This window comes from Pantoea sp. BL1 (assembly GCF_000963985.1).
Lineage (GTDB): Bacteria > Pseudomonadota > Gammaproteobacteria > Enterobacterales > Enterobacteriaceae > Pantoea > Pantoea rwandensis_B.
This window is the reverse complement of the sequence record NZ_JZRH01000052.1, coordinates 20,585-40,774: the sequence shown is the minus strand read 5'-3', so window position 1 is coordinate 40,774 and position 20,190 is coordinate 20,585. Positions and strand designations below refer to the sequence as shown.

Genomic DNA, 20,190 nt, shown 5'->3' with positions numbered 1-20,190 from the left:
TTTTTTGTAAAATTTAAAAGGAAAGAAAAGTGTCAAAGTTGAGTGTGGTTTACAACAGTATTATTATTATTGAATCACTACCTGAAAATGAATACAAAACAGGTGAGGTTTTATCCAGTGTGTTAAAAGAATCACATCCTGATCATTCAGGAATACAATATATTCCAGTTGCATCTAAAGATGAGTTCATAGAATTAATGGAGGAAATAAGATTTTTGATGCAGGATAACCAGGGGTTTAAACCGATTGTTGATATAGAAACACATGGTAACACGAAGGAAATTGGGTTTGCTGATAACTCTCGTATGCCATGGAAGGAATTAATGGATATGCTTAGAGGGTTAAATGAAATTTGCAAGAACGAACTTGTTGTTTTCCTCGCTTGTTGTGAAGGTTATCACTTTATTAAATCAACAACCATTTCAAAATATTCCCCATGTGGTTATCTATTTTCTCCTCAAGAAAAAATATCAGTTCTCAATGTTATCAATGCAACAGTTGAATTCTTCAATGAAATAAAAGCAAATGGAGATTTAGATGTAGCAGCTGATTTAATGCAGCTGCGGGGAATTAACTGTTTTAAATCGGAGGTGTTTTTTCATAACTCTCTAACTATTGCCTTAATACAAGATTTTAAAGGGGAAAAGAAAATGAGCACAGACATCGAAAGAGAGATGTTAATTAACAGTCTTTCTAATACTTATCTGGGAGGTATAAGAGATGATTACACAAAGCATGTGATTAAGTGCTTCCATGAGCATGTAAGAAAATAACCTAATCGCACCTAGCATGATGAAAGCGATGTCCGCTTCTCGCTGTGAGCGAAGAGTGGAAATTCGTGATTGTTGCTGATCATAACTGGGGCATATACTTAGCTAAGGAGCGATAAACTCATTAGACGTGTTAGAAATACTTAGATCGTAATATTAGTATTTGTTACATCATATTGAAAAATAAGGCGAAGCGAGATTTTTGTTCAAATATCATAAATTATTTTCTGAGTAAAAGAACATCAAGAGGATGATGTTTTGCACTCGAGTAGTTTACATACTAACTAGGGTCAAAAAATTTAGATGGGATAATTTCTTAATTACCACTGTGAACTTAGGTCTACGCTGACCGAAAACGCGAGAAGGTTTCCACGGTCAGCGGGAGTTATATACATTTGTATCTACACGCTTATTTTGAAGTGCATTCCTACTCTTAGGTATACAATAGATTTATTAAGGCCCACACTGGGAAAAGAGCCTTTATTATCCATTTCGTGAATTTACTTCTGATATTTAAGTGTAAGTGCCAGAGCGAGTCCAAATGCGGATTCCGCATATTTCTCAATATCCCCATGACCGCTTAGGTCAATACTGAGACGTAGAGCATTCCCATGAACAAGTTCAGACCTGATTTTATAAAGTTCTTTAAACTCTTTAGCCTTGCTATCACCAAGAAGATCCTTAACCAAGCGCTCTCCTGCTTTGGATATACTTTCTGTCTTAGCTGATCCTAATATATTAGAAAGACGATCTTTTATATCTTTTTTTGTATCGACTTTATTTATTTTTTTCTTCAGCATCTGAATTGCTTCCGCCATTTCTGCTTCGATAGGCTGCCGATCAATAAGTATCTCGATGGCAGTCATTGCTAGGATTAGCTTGGATTTAGCATGGCGGTCTGACAGGCATAAACTTAGCACATTGAGTGCTTCTAAGTTCTGGCCAGTGCCATAATTAAACTCCTCGTCTGGGAGAGATAAAGCGTTAAGTATCGTAGGGTCGAATTCCTCTACGGCAGGAGTAGCTCCCGGCCAGTGTATCAGTCTCTTGGTCTCATAAAACTGAGGTTTATAACTGATTGGAACAATATTCCGTTGTTCAAAGATACTGCCAATTAGTTCGGTGATATGGCGTTGCATGGTGTTAAATGAAAACCAGTCCAAAGGTGATATTTTATGCGTCACCAAAATGATTTTTGTTTTAATAATTGTATTAACCATTTCTTTTAGCGCATCCTCACTAGAGGAATATCCATCTGATGATATCAAAATAACATCATTCTCTTTTCTGGTAATGTTTATCACATTGCTACCAGTCTTAAACGATGTGCTTGTATTATCTTTATTTATATTTCTATCTGTTAGTTTGATTGCGAAAGCATATGAAAACATACCCAATCCTTTTGCTGTGTTGTTTATCCATGCATACGTTTTACGAGGTGCTTAGAGTAGACGTAAACTTATATATCATTGCATTTGCTCTGGTGATTGACAACCTGTAAAATATCTAAAAGGCTATAGGTTTTAGCATTTATCTAGTGATTAATTAAGAAAGTGGTTCTGAACAGAAGAAGTCGCTACTCAGCAGCATTGCTTCTTACGAACTCTTTGGCTGATTGACCAAGCAAAAATTTGTGATAAAAACATCCGTACCTGAAGTGATCCGCTCCCATAGATTACCGTGGCACAATGTTAACAACGTCAGCTCTTGGCACTTAGCAGCCGATGAATATCTATCGTGTCCAATATTTGGACTCGATGTAATTAGGCCATAGCAATTAATTTGATACCTTTATGCCCGCCTTCAATAATACTTCCGCGGTCTGCCGCTGTAACAAAATTTGCCCACCATTGCATCATCGGGCGTCGCTGCTCAAGGTAATCACTTCGGTTGTATGCGCGACGAACCTCATTTTTATCGACATGTCCTAGCGCTGCCTCAATGACATCAGGAGGGAAACCTTGCTCATTGAGCGCAGTGCTGGCAATTGAACGCAACCCATGTGATACAAGGATACCGCCGAATCCCGCTCTCTTAAGCGAAGCATTTACCGTTTGGCTATTCATTGGTTGAGTAGACTTCAAACGACTTGGAAAAATGAATTCCCGATTGCCACTTAACGGTTTCATCATTTCCAGAACAGCGATGGCTTCATCTGACAATGGCACAGTATGATCACGGTTCATCTTCATGCGTGATGCAGGGATCTTCCATTTTCTTGCTTCCATGTCTACCTCTTCCCAACGGGCTTCAGCCGCTTCGGCAGGGCGGGTAACGGTAAGAAGTTGCCACATGAACAGACATCGTGTTGAAAGGCTAATGCTGGCCGTTCGCATCGTCTGCATTAACTGAGGCAACTGATCGGGACGAATGCTGGGCATGTTTTTCTTCTGCGGCTTCTCGAATGCTTTGCCAATATTGACACTAGGAACCGCATTAATCAGCCCCGTGTTTTGGGCATAGATCATGACCTCATTTATGCGCTGGCACAGGCGACGAACGGTCTCCAGCGCTCCTCTGGCCTGAACCGGTTGCACGGCCTGAACCAAAGTATGAGCTTTAATATCTGTAACGCTGACGTCACCAATTGCAGGGAAGATATCTCTTTCCAAAGATCGCCAAATGTCCTCTGCATAGTCCTCGGTCACACTGGCTTTCTTCACATTCCACCAACGTTCAGCCACGAGTTGGAAAGTATTAGTTTTGGCTTCAAGCGAACTGCGCAGTTGTTCTTGCTGATGTTCCTGGTGATCGATTTGTTTCGCCAGGAGTGAGCGAGACTCTGCCCGATAGCTTCGAGCATCGGCAAGCGTAACTGACGGGTAGGAGCCAATGCTCTTTTTCGCTCTCTTTTTGGTGACAGGGCGAATGTAGCGAAACTGCCAGATTTTACTTCCGCTGGATTTGGTCAGTAGCTCAAGGCCATCGCCATCATAGAGCACATAGTCCGCTTCCTTGGGTTTGGCAGACTCGATTTCCTTAACGGAGAGAGGTTTGGTTTGTCTTGCCATAGCCGGGTTTCCATAGTTTTAGGCACCTCAAAAACGATAAAGCTTTATGAGGTGCCTAAAAGGTTCGGATTTAATTAGTTGAGTTCGGACTTTGCGGGATAAATTGAGGGCACAAAAAAGCCCGCAGTGCTTGCGCCATGCGGGCTCTTAGGGCTTCATCGGATGACTCTGGTAATCACCGATGGAGAATTTTGGTGGAGCTGGCGGGAGTTGAACCCGCGTCCGAAATTACTACACCGTCGGTACTACATGCTTAGTCAGTCTTTACATTCGCCGGCCAGCTGCGGACAGACACGCCACTGACAAACTAGCCTGATTAGATTTAGTGCTTCAACCCCAGGCAAGGCATCCACACGATCTCTTTTGGGTTTGACCTCTCTTGATCCCCGTCTTAAGAGCGGAAGCTAGGGAGAGAGGGCTCTTGGCAGGTTATTAAGCTGCTAAAGCGTAGTTTTCGTCGTTTGCGACTATTTTTTTGCGGCTTTTAACGAGGCAAACCGCCCCTCGACATGCACCTAAGGCTTCACAATCCCGTCGAGTCCAGAATCAGCCCCAAGAACTTCTTATACTACAGAAAAGTGACGGTTGAATCCAGTGCTTAACGCTTTGAATTCTTCATAATACGTGCTTTATCCATCTGCCATTCGCGATCTTTCACATCGTTACGCTTGTCGTGTTCTTTCTTACCGCGCGCCACGCCGATCTTCAGCTTGGCCCAGGCGTTTTTCCAGTACATCGACAGTGCAACCACGGTGAAACCTTCACGATTAACGCGACCGTAAAGCGAATCGAGTTCGCGCTGTTTCAGCAACAGCTTGCGGCTACGCGTGGGGTCACACACCACGTGCGTAGAGGCAACCGCCAGCGGCTGGAAGGTGGAACCGAACAGATAGGCTTCGCCATCGCGCAGCAAAATGTAGCTGTCGCTGATGTTGGCTTTACCGGCGCGGAGTGATTTAACTTCCCATCCCTGTAGCGACATCCCTGCCTCGAACTCTTCTTCAATGAAGTATTCGTGGCGAGCGCGTTTGTTGAGGGCAATAGTGGCTGAACCGGGTTTGTGAGCTTTTTTCTTTGTCATAGTGCGGCGTAGTCTACATCACTCAGTCTGTGGGCGCATCCCCCTGTCCTGGGGGCGGTAAAAAACACTCTATTTTAGCACAGCTGGCAAACCCGTGAATTTTGTTTGGTGTCCGAAAATGGTATTATTCTACGGTTTTGTGATGAACAGGAACCATTATGGCCCAGATTAGCCGTTCGGCGTTGGTCCCCTATAGCGCTGAGCAGATGTACCAGCTCGTGAATGATGTGGACGCTTATCCCCAGTTTCTTCCGGGCTGCACCGGCAGCCGCGTATTGGATAATAGCGGAAATCAGATGACGGCAGCGGTAGATGTCTCTAAAGCAGGCATCAGTAAAACCTTTACTACCCGCAACACGTTGATCAGCAATCAGAGCATTTTAATGCAGCTGGTTGATGGCCCTTTTCGTAAGCTGACCGGTGGGTGGCACTTCACGTCTTTAGGTGATGATGCCTGCAAAGTTGAGCTGAGCCTCGACTTCGAATTCACCAATATGTTGGTGGAGATGGCGTTCGGTCGTATTTTCAAAGAACTGGCCAACAGTATGGTGCAAGCGTTCAGTCAGCGCGCGAAAGAGGTTTACCGTGCCTGATATCACCGTTGAGGTAGTTTATGCGCTGCCCAACAAGCAGTACCTGCGTTCGGTAACGCTGGAAGAGGGCGCGACCGTCGAGCAGGCGATTAAAGCCTCGGGCTTGTTATCACTGCGCAAAGACATCGATCTGGCAAGCAATAAGGTGGGCATTTTTAGCCGGCCGGTGAAGCTAGGTGATGGCGTTCAGGATGGTGACCGCGTGGAGATTTATCGTCCACTGATTGCGGATCCCAAAGAGATGCGTCGCCAGCGAGCAGAACGTTCGGCGAGCAACAAGTAGCGGAATGACAGACACAAAAAAGGCGCTTAAGCGCCTTTTTTGTTGCCGTTCACTTAGTCTTCACTGCCAGTGAGTTTCGGTTTGTTATCAATGTTGGTCAGCGTACCGTTGCTGTCAAAGGTCAGCGTCAGGGTTTGCTGCTTCACGCCTTCATGGCCCGGTTCCTGACGGAACACGTAATACCAGACATTGCTGCCAAACGGATCGTGCATCATCGGTGTGCCGAGAGTGTAGGCAACCTGCTGCTGCGTCATGCCGGTGTGAATCTTCGAAACATCGTTGGCGACCAGGTAATTGCCCTGATTGATATCCGGACGATATACAACGCGCTCAAGGGTGGAACATCCGGCGGTCATCATCAACATTACCACTGCCGCGGCAGTCAGCGTTTTACAGCGCATCTATACATTCCTTTTCTGGGGCCAAACGCCTTTTGTCAGGCTGTTTTGTTGCCATCAAATTCTGAACTCTGCTTACGGCAGGCTTTATTATGGCGATATAACTGCCGATAATAATAAACCTTTGTCCTATTGGAAACCTCTACAGAGCAAGCATATGACCACCGGGCCAGAAAAAAGTGCGAAATCAGGCTGCTAAAAGTTCTTTTGCATTGGCCAGCGTATTGCGCGTGACTTCGCTACCGCCTAACAAACGAGCCAGTTCCTGCAGGCGGGCTCGTTTATCCAGCGGCTGCATATGGGTTTCGGTCATCTCGCCATCGGTCTCTTTGCTGACGTAGAAGTGCTGATGTCCGCAACCGGCAACCTGTGGCAAGTGCGTCACACACATCACCTGCGTGGATTCACCAAGTTGGCGCAGCATCTGACCGACGACCGCTGCGGTTGGGCCGCTGATACCGACATCCACTTCATCAAAGATCATGGCCGGCGTTTCCATTTTCTGAGCGGTGATTACCTGAATCGCCAGCGCAATACGCGAAAGCTCACCACCCGAGGCCACTTTGCCCAGCGGTTGTAACGGCTGACCAGGGTTAGTGGTCACACGGAAATCGATGCGTGTGGCGCCATCCGCCGTGAGTTGATCGGCTTTGAACTCCAGCTCAATCGCAAACTGACCGTGCGGCATAGACAGGGTACGCATGCTTTGGGTGATCTGCTGGCTGAGTTCATGCGCAGCCTGCTGACGCAGTTGATGCAGTTTTTCCGCGCAGGCGACGGCCGCCAGATGGTGTGAACCGACTTCGTTTTGCAACGTTTCCTGATCGCTCTCTTGTTGTGAGAGCTGTTCTGCTTCGTCCAGCAACTGCTGATATAGCACCGGCAACGTCTCTGGCGACACATGATGTTTACGAGAGAGGGCAATCTGGCGTGACAGACGTTGTTCCAGTTCATGCAGACGATTGGGATCGAGATCCAGACGTTCGCAATAGTGGCGCAGCTCATCGCTGGCTTCGCTCAGTTGAATCGCTGCCTCTTCCAGCAAATTGAACACGCCGCTAACTTTGTCATCCAGCGACACGAGTTCGCCCAGCATATTGCGCGCGCTATACAGCAAGCTTTGCAGGTTGGTGTCATCGCTATCGGCGAGAATTTGCAGTGCCTGCTGACTGGTAGAGAGCAGTTGTCCGCTGTTGGCGAGGCGTTTGTACTCTTCATCAATCTGCTCAAATTCGCCCGGCTGCGGGGCAAATTCATTAAGTTCTTTCAGCTGATATTGCAGCAGTTCACGGCGTGCTTCACGCTCCTGCGACAGCTGTTGATGCTGAGCCAGCGCACGACAGCTTTGATGCCAGCGCTGGTAGTGCTGACGCATCTCATCAAGCAGGTCATCATGGGCCGCGTAAGCATCCAGCAGATGTTTTTGGTGATCCGGCTTAAGCAGCAGCTGATGGGCATGCTGGCCGTGGATTTGAATCAGCAGCTGACCCAGCTCACGCAGTTGTGACAGCGGCACCGAAGTGCCATTGATGAAGCCACGGGAACGGCCATCGGCGCTGATCACGCGGCGCAGCAGGCATTCGTTGCCTTCATCGAGCTGATTCTCCACCAGCCAGCGCTGGGCGGAAGGTGAAGCTTTGAGCTGGAAACGCGCGCAGATATCGGCACGACTGGCCCCCTGACGCACCATATCTGCTTCAGAGCGGCCGCCCAGGCACAGGCCCAGCGCATCAATTGCGATGGATTTACCTGCGCCGGTTTCCCCCGTGATCGCTGTCATCCCACGATGAAAGTCGATCTCCAGTTCACGAACGATAGCAAAGTTACTGATGGTCAGTTGTGCCAGCATGAAATCACCTGTATGTAAAAACAGATATGGTTTTTCATACAGTATAAACTGGTTTTTTATACAGTAAAGTGGCTGGCGGTGATTTTCAGAACAATTTTTTTGACCAGCCGAGTTTCGAGCTTAAGGTATTAAAATAATTGTAATTTTTAGGATGGATTAGGTTGAGATGATGCGCGCTGCGGCGAATCAACACATCTTCCCCTTCCTGGATAGGCAGCGCAATCTGGCTATCGCAGCTGATTTCCAGATCGCTGCGCAACGATGAAAAACGCAGACGAATGGTGCTGCTGCTGTTGATTACCAGCGGACGTGCGGAAAGTGTGTGCGGGAACATGGGCACAATGGCGATGGCATCCAGCGATGGCGTCAGTATCGGGCCACCCGCAGAGAGGGAATAGGCGGTTGAGCCGGTAGGCGTGGAGATGATTAACCCATCCGAACGCTGGGAAAAGGCAAAAACCTCATCGATATACACTTCAAATTCAATCATGTGGGCGACTTTGCCCGGGTGCAGTACCACTTCATTGATGGCGCTTCCAATCCTTGGCGAGCACGCTTCTTTGCACACCTGCGCCTCCAGCAGGAAACGGCTTTCAACAAAGTATTCGCCCTGCAGCACATCATCCAGCTGTTGCTGTGCGTTATCGGGATCGAGATCGGTGAGAAAACCGAGATTACCGCGGTTAATCCCAATCACTTTGATGTCATAACGTGCCAGCACGCGCGCGGCGCCCAGCATATTGCCGTCACCGCCCACTACCACGGCTAAATCGGCACGTTGGCCGATTTCCGCCAGGCTGCCGGTTTCCACATCTTTCAAGTTCAGTTCGCGCGCAATCTGCTGCTCGACGATCACCTCATAGCCTTTTGCTGTCAGCCAGCGCCAGAGCATTTCATGGGTGGTTAACGCAGTAGGATGGCGCGGATGGCCGACAATCCCAATGCAGTTAAAGTGTTTGTTCATTTAGCGCGTGTTCCTCATAAGCCAAAACGGCCAGGCAATGTGATGGGTTCACTTGAAACCGTCAAACTGATCCCCATAATAAGCCAACCAGCGAGATGAATGTGCAAAACGCGGAGAAATTCATGAGTAGTAAAGAACAGAACACCCCTAACGAGCAAGTCTCAGACGAAATTCAACAGGATCAGCAGCACGTGGACGCAGAGACGGCAACTGAGGTGGATCCGCGTGATGAGCGTATCGCGCAACTGGAAGCGGAATTAGCCCAGTCGCAAGGCGGCGTGCGTGAAGCACAGCTGCGCGCTCAGGCGGAGATTGAAAACATCCGTCGCCGTACCGAAATGGATGTGGAAAAAGCGCACAAGTTTGCGCTGGAAAAATTTGCCAACGAACTGCTGCCGGTGATTGATAGCCTCGAGCGCGCGCTGGAAGTGGCTGATAAAGAGAACACCGAACTGGCTTCGATGATTGAAGGCATCGAACTGACGCTGAAATCCCTGCTGGGTGCCGTGCGTAAGTATGGTGTTGAAGTGGTCGGTGAAACCAACGTGCCGTTCAACCCGGATGTGCATCAGGCGATGTCGATGATTGAATCAGAAGACATGGCACCGAACCATGTACTGATGGTGATGCAGCGTGGTTATACCCTCAATGGTCGCCTGTTGCGCCCAGCGATGGTGGCAGTAACCAAAGCCAAAGGCTGATGACCCTGCTGAACACAAAAACGGCCGCTGATTGCGGCCGTTTTTATTTTTAAGGCAGAACGGGCATCCAGTCGATGGGCGTCTGGCCGGACTGGCTTAACAGCGCGTTCGCCTGCGAGAAGTGCTTACTGCCAAAAAAGCCGCGATGGGCGGAAAGCGGTGAGGGGTGCGGCGCTTTTAAAACATGGTGACGTTGCGTATCGATAATGCTGCCTTTCTTCTGCGCATGCGAACCCCACAGCAAGAAAATCACGCCTTCCCGATGTTGATTGATCGCGCTAATCACATTGTCCGTAAAGGTTTCCCAGCCGAATCGCGCGTGGGAATGCGCTTTACTGGCTTCTACCGTTAGCACCGTGTTCAGCAGCATCACACCTTGTGTGGCCCAGCTTTCGAGAAAGCCGTGCTGTGGGCGCGTAAAGCCTGCAATATCCTTCTCCAACTCTTTGTACATATTTAGTAGCGAAGGAGGAGTGGGCACGCCGGGAAGCACAGAGAACGCCAGACCGTGCGCCTGATTAGGGCCGTGATAAGGATCCTGACCCAGAATCACCACCTTAATGTCACCCAGCTCAGTCAGACGGAAGGCATTAAACACGTCTTTCTGCGGTGGATAAACGGTCACACCTGCTGCGCGTTCGTTGGCTACCGCTTTTAAGGTTTCGACGAAGTAAGGTTTTTCTTTCTCTTCAGCCAGCACGTCGTGCCAGGTCAGCTTCTCAGCCATCTTTAACTCCCTGCAAAAATTTGCGCCTAGCTTAACGTGTCGCACGCGGCAGCAGAAGGGTAAAAATAATTTGAAAAATTGCAGAGAAAGTTTTTGAGCGGAATGGTTTTAAATCAATTTGTTAGCGATGAGGCGTGTTTTGCCTGGCAGCATAATTGATACAGGTCAAAACGGCACCAAAGCTCCGGTGATATATCAATGTGTCAGATCAATGGATTCACCGCGTGATATCAAATATCGCGCACTAAAGCCCTGGAGGTCACTATGATTACCGGTATTCAAATTACTCAGGCCAATAACCCACAATTGCTGAACTCATTCTGGTTGCTGGATGATGAGAAAGCGGAAGCCCGTTGCCTGTGCGCAAAAGGCGATTTCACGGAAGATCAGATCGTTGCTATTAGCGATCTGGGCGACATTGCTTACCGTGAAATCCCGCTGGAGCAGAAACCCGAGGTGCGTATTGAAGGTGGCCAGCACCTGAACGTCAACGTGCTGCGTCGCGAAACCTTAGAAGATGCGGTAAAGCATCCGGAAAAATATCCGCAGCTGACCATTCGAGTGTCTGGTTATGCGGTGCGCTTTAATGCGCTTACGCCTGAACAGCAGCGCGATGTGATTACCCGTACTTTCACTGAAAGTCTGTAATTGATCGGCTGACGAAAAGTCACACAGCAATCCAGGCCGCGCCGATACCTTTCGGCGCGGCTTTTTTGTTTTTATCGATCCTGAAAGGGACTGCTGGATGGGCGATTGACAGAAAAAATATAACCGAAGCGCTATTTTGGCAGGCTAAAGATAAAAAAAACGCCTCATCAGAGGCGCTTTATTGAGTGCGTGCTGATTTATTCTGCACCGCTCTCTGGTGTGCTGCTGCCGCTCGCCTTACGACGTTTACCGACATTTTTGGTGTCGCGATGACGTTGTTTAACACGCGGTTTTTCAGCTTCTTTCTCTTTGCGCTCTTTACGCTTCGCAAGAGCTTTTTTCGACGGTTTACCCGTGACTTTAGCACTCGGTGCACGCGATTCCGGACGCAACTCTTCGATGATGCGCGCTTTAATCGGCTCGTTGATATAACGGGTAATTTTACCCAGCAGCACATGGTCATGTGCCTCAACCAACGAAATCGCCGTGCCTTTACGTCCAGCACGCGCCGTACGACCAATGCGGTGCAAGTAGATATCGGCAGTGAGTGGCAGGTCATAGTTGATGACGTGAGTGACGTCATCAATGTCGATTCCGCGTGCCGCAACATCGGTCGCAATCATTACGTTGACGCGATTTTCGTTGATACGCTTAATCGCTTCATTGCGGTTTACCTGCACCATCTCACCTTCAAGATAGCTGGTGCGAATGCCGGCTTCGTGCAGCCAGGTCACCAGTTCATGCAGACGTTCGCGTTTACGCACAAACACAACCACGCGCTTGGCTTCAGGCTGTTTTAACAGATGCACCAACAGCTTGGTTTTGTGCTCAAGGTTGTCAGCACGATAAAACCATTGTTGAATCTTTTTACGTTCGCTTTTGCTGGGATCCGCTTCAATTGATACCGGATCGTTCAGCAGGCGCTCGGCGAAGTCTTTGATATTTTCGCCTTCCAGCGTGGCGGAGAACAGCAGCGTCTGTTTGCGCCAGCGGGTTTCCGCTGCGATGGTTTCAATATCCTGCGCGAAGCCCATGTCGACCATGCGGTCGGCTTCATCCAGAATCAGAGTTTCAACCGCGCGGCAGTCAAAGTTTTCTTCTTTGATGTACTGCAGCAAGCGACCGGTGGTGGCCACCACGATGTCCTGGTTTTCGCTGAATACTTCGGCGTGGTTCATATAAGCCACACCACCGGTGATGGTGGCGATATCCAGGTGCGTGTGTTTAGCCAACTCACGTGCGTGATCGGCAACCTGCATCGCCAGTTCGCGGGTTGGCGTGAGGATCAGAATACGTGGCGGGCCCGATTTTTTGCGTGGGAAGTCGAGCAGATGCTGTAAAGCGGGCAGCAGAAAAGCAGCGGTTTTCCCCGTTCCGGTTGGCGCCGAACCCAGAACGTCACGGCCTTCCAGCGCGGCAGGAATGGTCTCAGCCTGAATGGCAGTGGGGCGCGTGAAGCCTTTTTCCTGCAGCGCTTGCAGCAGGCTTTCGTCAAGTTCGAGTTCGGAGAATGTGGTTACGGTCATGGTCTACCTCAGTTTGGGGCGCTGATTATAGACAGAACAGACATAATCTTCATCTGTTTGTGTGCAGCAGGTGAAGGTGAATTCCCCTCACGACCACGTTACACTTCCCGCAGTAGATAATTCAACGGTAGTGAAGTATGTCTCAGGACCAGCCGCAGACGCGGGCAATGTTAAGAAAAGATGGTTTTACCTTTAAGCAATTTTTCGTGGCGCATGACCGCTGTGCGATGAAAGTCGGCACCGATGGCGTGTTACTGGGTGCCTGGGCGCCGGTGGCCGGTGCGCGACGAATTCTGGATATTGGCTGCGGCAGCGGATTGATTGCGCTGATGCTGGCACAGCGTACGCCACAGCAGGTGATGCTGGATGCGGTCGAGTTGGATGCCAATGCGGCCAACCAGGCTGAAGAAAATGTGCAGGCTTCTCGCTGGGCCGATCGCATCACTGTGCATCAACAAAACATCGTCAGCTGGAGCGAGCAATCTGAAAAGCGTTATTCCCTGATTGTCAGCAACCCGCCTTTTTTTTCGCCGGGAACGGCGTCAGCCAGCACGGAGCGTGATAACGCGCGCAGTACCACCACGCTGGACCACCCCACGTTATTACGCTGTGCTGCTCAGTTAATTGAAGAAGAAGGTCTCTTTTGCGTGGTGCTGCCCGAGGATGCGGGAGAGAATCTCATTCAGCTGGCGCTGGCCGAAGGCTGGCATCTGCGGTATCGCTACGATGTGGCGGCTTATGCACAACGTCCGCCGAATCGTCTGGTGTTAGGTTTCTCGCCAACAGCAGGCGAAACGTTGCTGGAGCGTCTCGCCATTCGTGATGAAGATAAGAGCTACTCGGCTGACTGGCTGAGTCTGGTGAGTGATTTTTATCTGTTCCGATAATGCTCTGGCTGGAGCTGAGTCGGTAAAGCTTCCGGGAGTTGATCGGGATAATCAGGCGTATAATGCAGGCCACGGCTCTCTTTGCGTTCCAGCGCACAGCGCACCATCAACTCCGCCACCTGCACCAGGTTGCGTAACTCCAGCAGGTTATTGGAGAGTCGGAAATGCGCGTAATACTCATCGATTTCCTGCTGCAATAAATTAATCCTGCGCAATGCGCGCTGCAGACGTTTGGTGGTGCGCACAATCCCCATGTAATCCCACATGAACAGACGCAGTTCATGCCAGTTATGCTGAATAACGACGCGTTCGTCCGCGTCATCGACCCGGCTTTCATCCCAGGCCGGCAGTTGCTCGACGGCGGCAACCTCCGGCAAGCGGCGAATCATGTCTTCAGCCGCTGACCAGCCATACACCAAACACTCCAGTAGTGAATTCGATGCCATTCGATTGGCGCCGTGCAGACCGGTGTAACTCACTTCGCCAATGGCATACAGCCCATCAACATCAGTGCGGCCTTGCTGATCCACCATCACGCCGCCGCAGGTGTAGTGCGCGGCAGGAACGATAGGAATGGGCTGCTTTGTCAGATCCAGCCCAAAGGTCAGCAATTTCTCGTAAATCATTGGGAAATGGGCACGCACAAAGCTTTCTGGCTGGTGGCTGATATCCAGATACATGCAATCGACACCCAGACGCTTCATTTCATGGTCGATGGCGCGTGCCACGATATCGCGCGGGGCTAACTCGGCGCGCTCATCGAAATCGGGCATAAAGCGGGTGCCATCCGGGCGCAGCAGCCATGCGCCTTCACCGCGCAGCGCTTCCGTCAGCAGGAAGTTCTGTGCCTGAGGATGGAATAAACAAGTGGGATGGAACTGATTGAATTCCAGATTGGCGACACGGCAGCCAGCACGCCATGCCATCGCAATACCATCACCAGAGGCCACATCCGGGTTGGTGGTGTACTGATACACTTTTGCTGCACCGCCAGTGGCCAATACCACCGCACGAGCACGACAGGTTTCCACCTGTTCGCGATTGCGGTTCCAGATCCACGCGCCCACCACCCGACGTTCACCCGGCAGCCCCAATTTGTCGGAAAGAATTAAATCAACGGCGTTAGTGCGTTCAATAATGCGGATGTTGGGATGGCTCAGCGCCTGGCTCACCAGCGTGGTTTCAACCGCGCGGCCAGTGGCATCAGCACTGTGCAGAATTCGGCGATGGCTATGCCCACCTTCGCGCGTCAGATGGTAACGCGCTTCGCCGTCACTCTGCGGTTCCTTGTCGAAGGCCACGCCGTTATCAATCAACCACTGCACGCAATGGCGTGCATTGCTGGCAATAAAACTAACGGTTTCACGTTCACACAAGCCAGCACCGGCGATCAAGGTGTCTTCGACGTGAGATTCAATGCTGTCTGTTTCATCAAACACCGCGGCGATACCGCCCTGAGCATACAGCGTCGAACCTTCGTTCACCTGTGCTTTGCTTAACACGGTCACCTGGTAATAGGGTGCCAGTCGCAGCGCCAGAGACAGGCCTGCAGCACCGCTACCCACAATTAACACATCACATTGGTAATCAGGATTCGACGTCATGGTGTTTAATTTACTAAACAAAAGGTTTCCCGAGCATAAGCCTGGAAGCCGGGCCTGTGAAGTATTTTGAACAAATTACGCGGTAAAATTATCCAGAGCAGCGACATAATCACGCGATTTCAGTAAGTTATGTCCGAAAATAGGCACATCGTGTTTTTTATACCAAACACTCTGAAAATTCAGGTAATAAAGATGAAAATTAGGGCGTCATAGGGTACTCTCCCAGCGATTATCGGTGCCGCAAATGACGCCAACGGCGTAGCAAGTCGCTACACTGAAAGACAATCAACAACAATGATGTCGTGGTTCCGATACGGAAAATATCTGGTCGTGGTGAACTTCAGGCCAACATATGACTCTAAGCGCATGCTTGCTCAGAACAATGAGATGTGCTGGCAGTTCACTTACGCATAAAAAGAGATTTGGGGAGACATTACCTCGGATGAGCGAGCAGTTAACGGATCAGGTTCTCGTTGAGCGGGTTCAGAAGGGAGATCAAAAGTCATTTAATTTACTGGTTATTCGATACCAGCATAAAGTGGCGAGCCTGGTTTCACGTTATGTCCCTTCAGGCGATGTGCCTGATGTGGTTCAGGAATCCTTTATTAAAGCGTATCGCGCACTGGAATCTTTCCGTGGCGATAGCGCCTTTTATACATGGCTGTACCGCATTGCGGTGAATACAGCAAAAAACTATTTAGTGGCTCAGGGGCGTCGTCCGCCATCCAGCGATGTGGATGCGATCGATGCAGAAAATTTCGAAAGTGCGGGTGCATTAAAAGAAATTTCGAACCCTGAGAACTTAATGTTGTCAGAGGAACTGAAACAAATTGTTTTTCGGACCATTGAGGCGCTTCCCGAAGATCTGCGTATGGCCATCACCCTCAGGGAGTTGGATGGTTTAAGTTACGAAGAGATTGCCGCCATCATGGATTGCCCGGTGGGTACCGTTCGTTCGCGTATCTTCCGTGCCCGAGAGGCCATTGATAATAAAGTTCAACCGCTTATCCAACGTCAGTGATAACGGCTACTGGAAGGGTACCAAAGCATGCAGAAAGAAAAACTTTCCGCTTTAATGGATGGTGAAACTCTCGATAACGAGCTGTTGGCGTCGTTGTCGAAGGATGCAGATCTTCAAAAAAGCTGGGAGAGCTACCATCTAATCCGCGACACCTTACGAGGTGATGTCGGTGAAGTGCTGCATTTTGATATCTCCGCACGCGTTGCAGCGGCCATTGAAAATGAGCCATTGCGCAAAGTGACTCCGCTGATTCCTGAAGCGCAGCCTGAGCCATCACGCTGGGAGAAAATGCCGTTCTGGCGCCGTGGCGGCACCTGGACTGCACAACTGGCGCAGATTGGTGTGGCTGCCTGTGTCTCGCTGGCAGTGATTGTGGGTGTTCAGCACTACAATACTCAGCCTGGCAGCAGTGCAACGGAAACCTCAGATTCTCCAGCGTTTAATACGCTACCGATGATGGGTAAAGCTTCTCCTGTCAGTCTTGGCGTCCCTTCTGACGCGTTTGACACCAATAGCTCTAACCAGCAGGTGCAGGAACAGCGTCGTCGTGTGAATGCCATGCTGCAGGACTATGAACTGCAACGCCGTCTGCATGCTGATCAGGTCCAGTTCGATGAAAAGAATGATCCACAGCAGGCGCAAGCTAACGTTCCCGGAAATCAGTCGTTAGGAACTCAACAGCAGTAATGAAGCAACTTTGGTGTGCCGTTAGCCTGCTGGCAGGCAGCCTGCTTTGGTCCTCCACCGCCCCGGCGCAGACATCTGCTTCCGGGGCGTTGTTACAGCAGATGGAGCAGGCAAGCCAGAACCTCAACTACGAATTCGCCTACATCAATGTCTCTCGTCTTGGCATTGAATCTCTGCGCTATCGTCATGCAGTTATCGATAATCGTATCTTTGCCCAACTGTTGCAGATGGATGGGCCGCGTCGTGAAGTGATTCAGCGTGGCAATGACATCAGCTACTTCGAGCCAGGGCTTGATCCCTTCTCGCTACCGGGCAATCACATTATTGATGCGCTGCCTGCATTGATGTTTGCTGATTTCTCCCGCCTTGGTGATGCCTACGATTTTATTCCGGTAGGACGTTCGCGTATGGCCGATCAAATGTGCGAAGTGGTGCGCATCGTGTCGCGTGATGGCACGCGTTACAGCTATGTCGTGTGGCTGGATGTTGATACTAAATTGCCGCTACGCATTGATTTGCTGGATCGCGATGGTGAAACGCTGGAGCAGTTCCGTGTCATCAGCTTTGCGGTGGATGAAGGCGTGCGTAATCTGATGCAGGGGCTGGAAAAAGCCAATCTGCCGCCAACGCTGTCATTACCGGCGGGCGATAAAGTGCAGCTCAGCTGGCAGCCAGGCTGGTTGCCTGCGGGTATGACACTGATTTCGCAGAGTCGCCGCGATATGCCAGCCATGAATAAAACCGTAGAATCTCGTCTGTACAGCGATGGCTTATTCAGCTTTGCTATCAACATTACGCCTGCCGATAAAAGCAGTGTGCCGCAGTCATTGCGCACTGGGCGTCGTACGGTGCAGACAGAAGTGCGCGATAATCGTGAAATCACCGTGGTGGGCGAATTACCGCCTGCAACGGCCAAACGTATCGCGGACAGCATAGATTCAGGTGCACAAAAATGATGAGAGAATGGGCCACCGTGGTGGCGTGGGAAAAAGGCATTGCCACGCTGCACTCGGAAGCGAAAACCTCCTGTAACAGCTGTTCAGCCCGCAAAGGCTGCGGCAGCCACGCGCTCAATCAACTTGGGCCGAAAAATGCTCATGTCATGACCATTGCCAGCCCGGAGCCTTTACAGCCCGGACAGCGCATTGAATTGGGTATCCGTGAAAGCAGTCTGCTGGGGTCAGCGCTGCTGGTTTACATGACGCCGCTGTTTGGCCTGTTTTTAGTCGCAGGTCTGTTTCAGATGCTGTTCCACAGCGATCTGGCGGCGGCCTGTGGTGCGCTGTTAGGCGGCATTGGTGGCTTTATTGTGGCTAAAGGGGTTTCCAGCGTGTTCGGTCAACGGCAAGCCTTTCAGCCGATCATCCTCAGCGTTGCGTTACCGCCCGATGCCATACGCGTAGAAAATGAAGGTTGATCCCTGCCAGGGCCGCGCAATGCGCGGCTTTTTCATTTAGGCTTACCCGCTGAAATCTGTTGCGATTCCCCACAGTTCCATTCTTTAACGCGCGGCGTTAACAGTGTAATATGCGTCGTCATTAATGAGGCTGACAGGATTCCGGGTAAAGCTCACTTTCCTGAATGTGTCTGTGCTCAAGTTTTCCACTGATTTTTTACGTGAAGATATTCATATAAATGAAGCACATACGAAATTTCTCCATCATCGCACACATCGACCACGGCAAATCAACGCTCTCTGACCGCTTGATTCAGATTTGTGGTGGCCTCAGCGATCGTGAGATGGCGGCGCAGGTTCTGGATTCTATGGATCTGGAGCGCGAGCGCGGCATTACCATCAAAGCGCAAAGCGTAACGCTCGATTACAAAGCGCTGAACGGTGAAACTTACCAGCTCAATTTTATCGATACTCCCGGCCACGTTGACTTCTCCTATGAAGTTTCCCGCTCGTTAGCGGCTTGTGAAGGGGCATTGCTGGTGGTCGATGCAGGTCAGGGCGTTGAAGCACAGACGCTGGCGAACTGCTACACCGCAATGGAAATGGATCTGGAAGTGGTACCGGTTCTGAACAAAATCGACTTGCCTGCGGCCGATCCTGAGCGCGTGGCGGAAGAGATTGAAGATATCGTTGGTATTGATGCGGCTGATGCCGTGCGCTGCTCGGCAAAAACCGGCGTTGGCGTTCCGGATGTGCTTGAGCGCCTGGTGCGTGATATCCCACCACCGGAAGGTGATCCGGAAGGCCCGCTGCAGGCGCTGATCATCGACTCATGGTTCGATAACTACCTGGGCGTTGTGTCACTGATTCGTATCAAGAACGGTACGCTGCGCAAAGGCGACAAAGTGAAAGTGATGAGCACCGGCCAGACCTATAACGCTGATCGCTTAGGCATCTTTACACCGAAACAGGTTGACCGTAATGAACTCAATTGCGGTGAAGTGGGCTGGTTGGTGTGTGCAATCAAAGACATCCTCGGCGCGCCAGTAGGCGATACCTTAACGCTGCAGCGAAATCCTGCTGACAAAGTGTTGCCAGGCTTTAAAAAAGTGAAGCCACAGGTTTATGCCGGTCTGTTCCCGATCAGCTCTGATGACTATGAAGCATTCCGTGATGCGCTGGGCAAATTGAGCCTGAACGATGCCTCACTGTTCTACGAACCAGAGAGTTCAACGGCGCTGGGCTTTGGCTTCCGCATCGGCTTCCTTGGCCTGCTGCACATGGAGATCATTCAGGAACGTCTGGAGCGTGAATACGATCTCGACCTGATCACCACTGCGCCGACGGTTGTCTATGAAGTGCTGACGACCGATGGTCAAACTGTCTATGTCGATAGCCCATCCAAGCTGCCGCCGCTGAACAATATTGAAGAACTGCGCGAACCGATCGCCGAGTGTCACATGCTGCTGCCGCAGGAGTTCCTCGGCAACGTGATCACCCTGTGTATTGAGAAACGCGGTGTGCAGACCAACATGGTTTACCACGGTAAACAGGTTGCGCTGACCTATGAAATCCCGATGGCAGAAGTGGTACTCGACTTCTTCGACCGTCTGAAATCAACGTCTCGCGGCTATGCATCGCTGGACTATAACTTTAAACGTTTCCAGGCCTCTGACATGGTGCGTGTCGACGTGATGATTAACTCAGAACGTGTAGATGCGCTGGCGCTGATTACCCACCGTGATAACTCTCAGTATCGTGGCCGCGACCTCGTGGAGAAGATGAAAGATCTAATCCCACGTCAGCAGTTCGATATTGCGATTCAGGCGGCAATCGGCAACCACATTATCGCTCGCTCAACGGTCAAGCAGCTGCGTAAAAACGTCCTGGCGAAATGCTATGGCGGTGACGTGAGCCGTAAGAAGAAACTGTTGCAGAAGCAGAAAGACGGTAAGAAGCGAATGAAGCAGGTCGGCAACGTTGAGCTGCCGCAGGAAGCATTCCTTGCCATTCTGCATGTCGGTAAAGACAGCAAATAAGGAAC

20 protein-coding genes and 1 other RNA gene are annotated in these 20,190 nt (G+C 50.3%); 11 read left to right on the top strand and 10 right to left on the bottom strand.

Features of this window, described 5'->3' with window-relative positions:
* Positions 1-29: 29 nt before the first annotated feature.
* Entirely contained in the window at positions 30-773 is a 744-nt protein-coding gene (locus VH86_RS21055; protein ID WP_045834001.1) for a hypothetical protein, read from the top strand.
* Positions 774-1,270: 497 nt separating this feature from the next.
* On the opposite strand, the gene VH86_RS21050 is transcribed toward VH86_RS21055, so the two are convergent.
* The 4 genes from VH86_RS21050 to smpB all read right to left on the bottom strand — a co-directional run bounded on the left by VH86_RS21050 (position 1,271) and on the right by smpB (position 4,862).
* Positions 1,271-2,161 carry a HEPN domain-containing protein gene (locus VH86_RS21050; RefSeq protein WP_045834000.1) on the bottom strand — a complete coding sequence of 297 codons (891 nt, stop codon included), beginning with the start codon at positions 2,159-2,161 and terminating at the stop codon, positions 1,271-1,273.
* A 372-nt stretch (positions 2,162-2,533) separates the two neighbouring features.
* The gene (locus tag VH86_RS21045) at positions 2,534-3,781 is read right to left on the bottom strand and encodes an integrase domain-containing protein (protein WP_045833999.1); all 1,248 of its coding nucleotides are present in this window, start codon (positions 3,779-3,781) and stop codon (positions 2,534-2,536) included.
* Between the two features lie 192 nt (positions 3,782-3,973).
* Positions 3,974-4,335: a transfer-messenger RNA gene (gene ssrA, locus VH86_RS25285) on the bottom strand.
* Positions 4,336-4,379: 44 nt separating this feature from the next.
* On the bottom strand, positions 4,380-4,862 hold the full coding sequence (gene smpB / locus VH86_RS21040; protein ID WP_034825578.1) for an SsrA-binding protein SmpB: 483 nt from the start codon (positions 4,860-4,862) through the stop codon (positions 4,380-4,382).
* A 158-nt stretch (positions 4,863-5,020) separates the two neighbouring features.
* On the opposite strand from smpB, the gene VH86_RS21035 reads away from it, so the two are divergent.
* Both VH86_RS21035 and VH86_RS21030 read left to right on the top strand, forming a co-directional pair.
* Complete coding sequence (locus VH86_RS21035; protein ID WP_034825580.1) at positions 5,021-5,455, top strand: type II toxin-antitoxin system RatA family toxin; 435 nt, start codon at positions 5,021-5,023, stop codon at positions 5,453-5,455.
* On the top strand, positions 5,448-5,738 hold the full coding sequence (locus VH86_RS21030; RefSeq protein WP_038645335.1) for an RnfH family protein: 291 nt from the start codon (positions 5,448-5,450) through the stop codon (positions 5,736-5,738). The genes VH86_RS21035 and VH86_RS21030 overlap by 8 nt, the downstream gene beginning before the upstream one ends.
* A 53-nt stretch (positions 5,739-5,791) precedes the next feature.
* On the opposite strand, the gene bamE is transcribed toward VH86_RS21030, so the two are convergent.
* The 3 genes from bamE to nadK form a co-directional block, all read right to left on the bottom strand.
* On the bottom strand, positions 5,792-6,139 hold the full coding sequence (gene bamE, locus VH86_RS21025; protein ID WP_045833998.1) for an outer membrane protein assembly factor BamE: 348 nt from the start codon (positions 6,137-6,139) through the stop codon (positions 5,792-5,794).
* Positions 6,140-6,323: 184 nt separating this feature from the next.
* A complete protein-coding gene (gene recN / locus VH86_RS21020; protein WP_045833997.1) occupies positions 6,324-7,985 on the bottom strand; it encodes a DNA repair protein RecN in 1,662 nt (553 codons plus the stop codon).
* A gap of 85 nt (positions 7,986-8,070) precedes the next feature.
* A complete protein-coding gene (gene nadK / locus VH86_RS21015; protein WP_034825588.1) occupies positions 8,071-8,949 on the bottom strand; it encodes an NAD(+) kinase in 879 nt (292 codons plus the stop codon).
* A 122-nt stretch (positions 8,950-9,071) separates the two neighbouring features.
* Here nadK and grpE point away from each other — a divergent pair, with 122 nt between their 5' ends.
* Positions 9,072-9,650 carry a nucleotide exchange factor GrpE gene (gene grpE / locus VH86_RS21010; RefSeq protein WP_038645340.1) on the top strand — a complete coding sequence of 193 codons (579 nt, stop codon included), beginning with the start codon at positions 9,072-9,074 and terminating at the stop codon, positions 9,648-9,650.
* Positions 9,651-9,699: 49 nt separating this feature from the next.
* On the opposite strand, the gene ung is transcribed toward grpE, so the two are convergent.
* Positions 9,700-10,377: a uracil-DNA glycosylase gene (gene ung / locus VH86_RS21005; protein ID WP_038645341.1), complete on the bottom strand. Its 678-nt coding sequence runs from the start codon at positions 10,375-10,377 to the stop codon at positions 9,700-9,702.
* A gap of 264 nt (positions 10,378-10,641) precedes the next feature.
* On the opposite strand from ung, the gene grcA reads away from it, so the two are divergent.
* On the top strand, positions 10,642-11,025 hold the full coding sequence (gene grcA, locus VH86_RS21000; RefSeq protein ID WP_038645342.1) for an autonomous glycyl radical cofactor GrcA: 384 nt from the start codon (positions 10,642-10,644) through the stop codon (positions 11,023-11,025).
* Between the two features lie 197 nt (positions 11,026-11,222).
* Here grcA and srmB read toward each other — a convergent pair whose 3' ends face one another.
* The gene (gene srmB / locus VH86_RS20995; protein ID WP_034825597.1) at positions 11,223-12,551 is read right to left on the bottom strand and encodes an ATP-dependent RNA helicase SrmB; all 1,329 of its coding nucleotides are present in this window, start codon (positions 12,549-12,551) and stop codon (positions 11,223-11,225) included.
* 137 nt (positions 12,552-12,688) lie between these two features.
* Here srmB and VH86_RS20990 point away from each other — a divergent pair, with 137 nt between their 5' ends.
* The gene (locus VH86_RS20990) at positions 12,689-13,438 is read left to right on the top strand and encodes a tRNA1(Val) (adenine(37)-N6)-methyltransferase (RefSeq protein WP_045833996.1); all 750 of its coding nucleotides are present in this window, start codon (positions 12,689-12,691) and stop codon (positions 13,436-13,438) included.
* On the opposite strand, the gene nadB is transcribed toward VH86_RS20990, so the two are convergent.
* Positions 13,423-15,042, bottom strand: coding sequence for an L-aspartate oxidase (gene nadB, locus VH86_RS20985; RefSeq protein ID WP_045834022.1), 1,620 nt, complete (start codon positions 15,040-15,042; stop codon positions 13,423-13,425). The two genes, VH86_RS20990 and nadB, sit on opposite strands and share 16 nt — an antisense overlap.
* A gap of 442 nt (positions 15,043-15,484) precedes the next feature.
* Between nadB and rpoE the strand changes: the two genes are divergently transcribed.
* The 5 genes from rpoE (at position 15,485) to lepA (ending at position 20,185) form a co-directional block, all read left to right on the top strand.
* Positions 15,485-16,063: an RNA polymerase sigma factor RpoE gene (rpoE, locus tag VH86_RS20980; RefSeq protein ID WP_038645348.1), complete on the top strand. Its 579-nt coding sequence runs from the start codon at positions 15,485-15,487 to the stop codon at positions 16,061-16,063.
* Positions 16,064-16,090: 27 nt separating this feature from the next.
* On the top strand, positions 16,091-16,750 hold the full coding sequence (gene rseA, locus VH86_RS20975; RefSeq protein WP_034825605.1) for an anti-sigma-E factor RseA: 660 nt from the start codon (positions 16,091-16,093) through the stop codon (positions 16,748-16,750).
* Complete coding sequence (gene rseB / locus VH86_RS20970) at positions 16,750-17,706, top strand: sigma-E factor regulatory protein RseB (RefSeq protein WP_034825608.1); 957 nt, start codon at positions 16,750-16,752, stop codon at positions 17,704-17,706. The genes rseA and rseB overlap by 1 nt, the downstream gene beginning before the upstream one ends.
* Positions 17,703-18,167: a SoxR-reducing system protein RseC gene (gene rseC, locus VH86_RS20965; RefSeq protein ID WP_045833995.1), complete on the top strand. Its 465-nt coding sequence runs from the start codon at positions 17,703-17,705 to the stop codon at positions 18,165-18,167. Before rseB ends, rseC begins: the two co-directional genes overlap by 4 nt.
* Positions 18,168-18,385: 218 nt before the next feature.
* The gene (gene lepA, locus VH86_RS20960; protein WP_038645354.1) at positions 18,386-20,185 is read left to right on the top strand and encodes a translation elongation factor 4; all 1,800 of its coding nucleotides are present in this window, start codon (positions 18,386-18,388) and stop codon (positions 20,183-20,185) included.
* Positions 20,186-20,190 lie beyond the last annotated feature (5 nt).

Coding starts and splice junctions, on each gene's coding strand:
- VH86_RS21050 (WP_045834000.1), bottom strand. CDS start 2,161: ATGTTTTCATATGCTTTCGCAATCAAACTAACAGATAGAAATATAAAT.
- VH86_RS21045 (WP_045833999.1), bottom strand. CDS start 3,781: ATGGCAAGACAAACCAAACCTCTCTCCGTTAAGGAAATCGAGTCTGCC.
- smpB (WP_034825578.1), bottom strand. CDS start 4,862: ATGACAAAGAAAAAAGCTCACAAACCCGGTTCAGCCACTATTGCCCTC.
- VH86_RS21035 (WP_034825580.1), top strand. CDS start 5,021: ATGGCCCAGATTAGCCGTTCGGCGTTGGTCCCCTATAGCGCTGAGCAG.
- bamE (WP_045833998.1), bottom strand. CDS start 6,139: ATGCGCTGTAAAACGCTGACTGCCGCGGCAGTGGTAATGTTGATGATG.
- recN (WP_045833997.1), bottom strand. CDS start 7,985: ATGCTGGCACAACTGACCATCAGTAACTTTGCTATCGTTCGTGAACTG.
- nadK (WP_034825588.1), bottom strand. CDS start 8,949: ATGAACAAACACTTTAACTGCATTGGGATTGTCGGCCATCCGCGCCAT.
- grpE (WP_038645340.1), top strand. CDS start 9,072: ATGAGTAGTAAAGAACAGAACACCCCTAACGAGCAAGTCTCAGACGAA.
- ung (WP_038645341.1), bottom strand. CDS start 10,377: ATGGCTGAGAAGCTGACCTGGCACGACGTGCTGGCTGAAGAGAAAGAA.
- grcA (WP_038645342.1), top strand. CDS start 10,642: ATGATTACCGGTATTCAAATTACTCAGGCCAATAACCCACAATTGCTG.
- srmB (WP_034825597.1), bottom strand. CDS start 12,551: ATGACCGTAACCACATTCTCCGAACTCGAACTTGACGAAAGCCTGCTG.
- VH86_RS20990 (WP_045833996.1), top strand. CDS start 12,689: ATGTCTCAGGACCAGCCGCAGACGCGGGCAATGTTAAGAAAAGATGGT.
- nadB (WP_045834022.1), bottom strand. CDS start 15,042: ATGACGTCGAATCCTGATTACCAATGTGATGTGTTAATTGTGGGTAGC.
- rpoE (WP_038645348.1), top strand. CDS start 15,485: ATGAGCGAGCAGTTAACGGATCAGGTTCTCGTTGAGCGGGTTCAGAAG.
- rseA (WP_034825605.1), top strand. CDS start 16,091: ATGCAGAAAGAAAAACTTTCCGCTTTAATGGATGGTGAAACTCTCGAT.
- rseB (WP_034825608.1), top strand. CDS start 16,750: ATGAAGCAACTTTGGTGTGCCGTTAGCCTGCTGGCAGGCAGCCTGCTT.
- rseC (WP_045833995.1), top strand. CDS start 17,703: ATGATGAGAGAATGGGCCACCGTGGTGGCGTGGGAAAAAGGCATTGCC.
- lepA (WP_038645354.1), top strand. CDS start 18,386: ATGAAGCACATACGAAATTTCTCCATCATCGCACACATCGACCACGGC.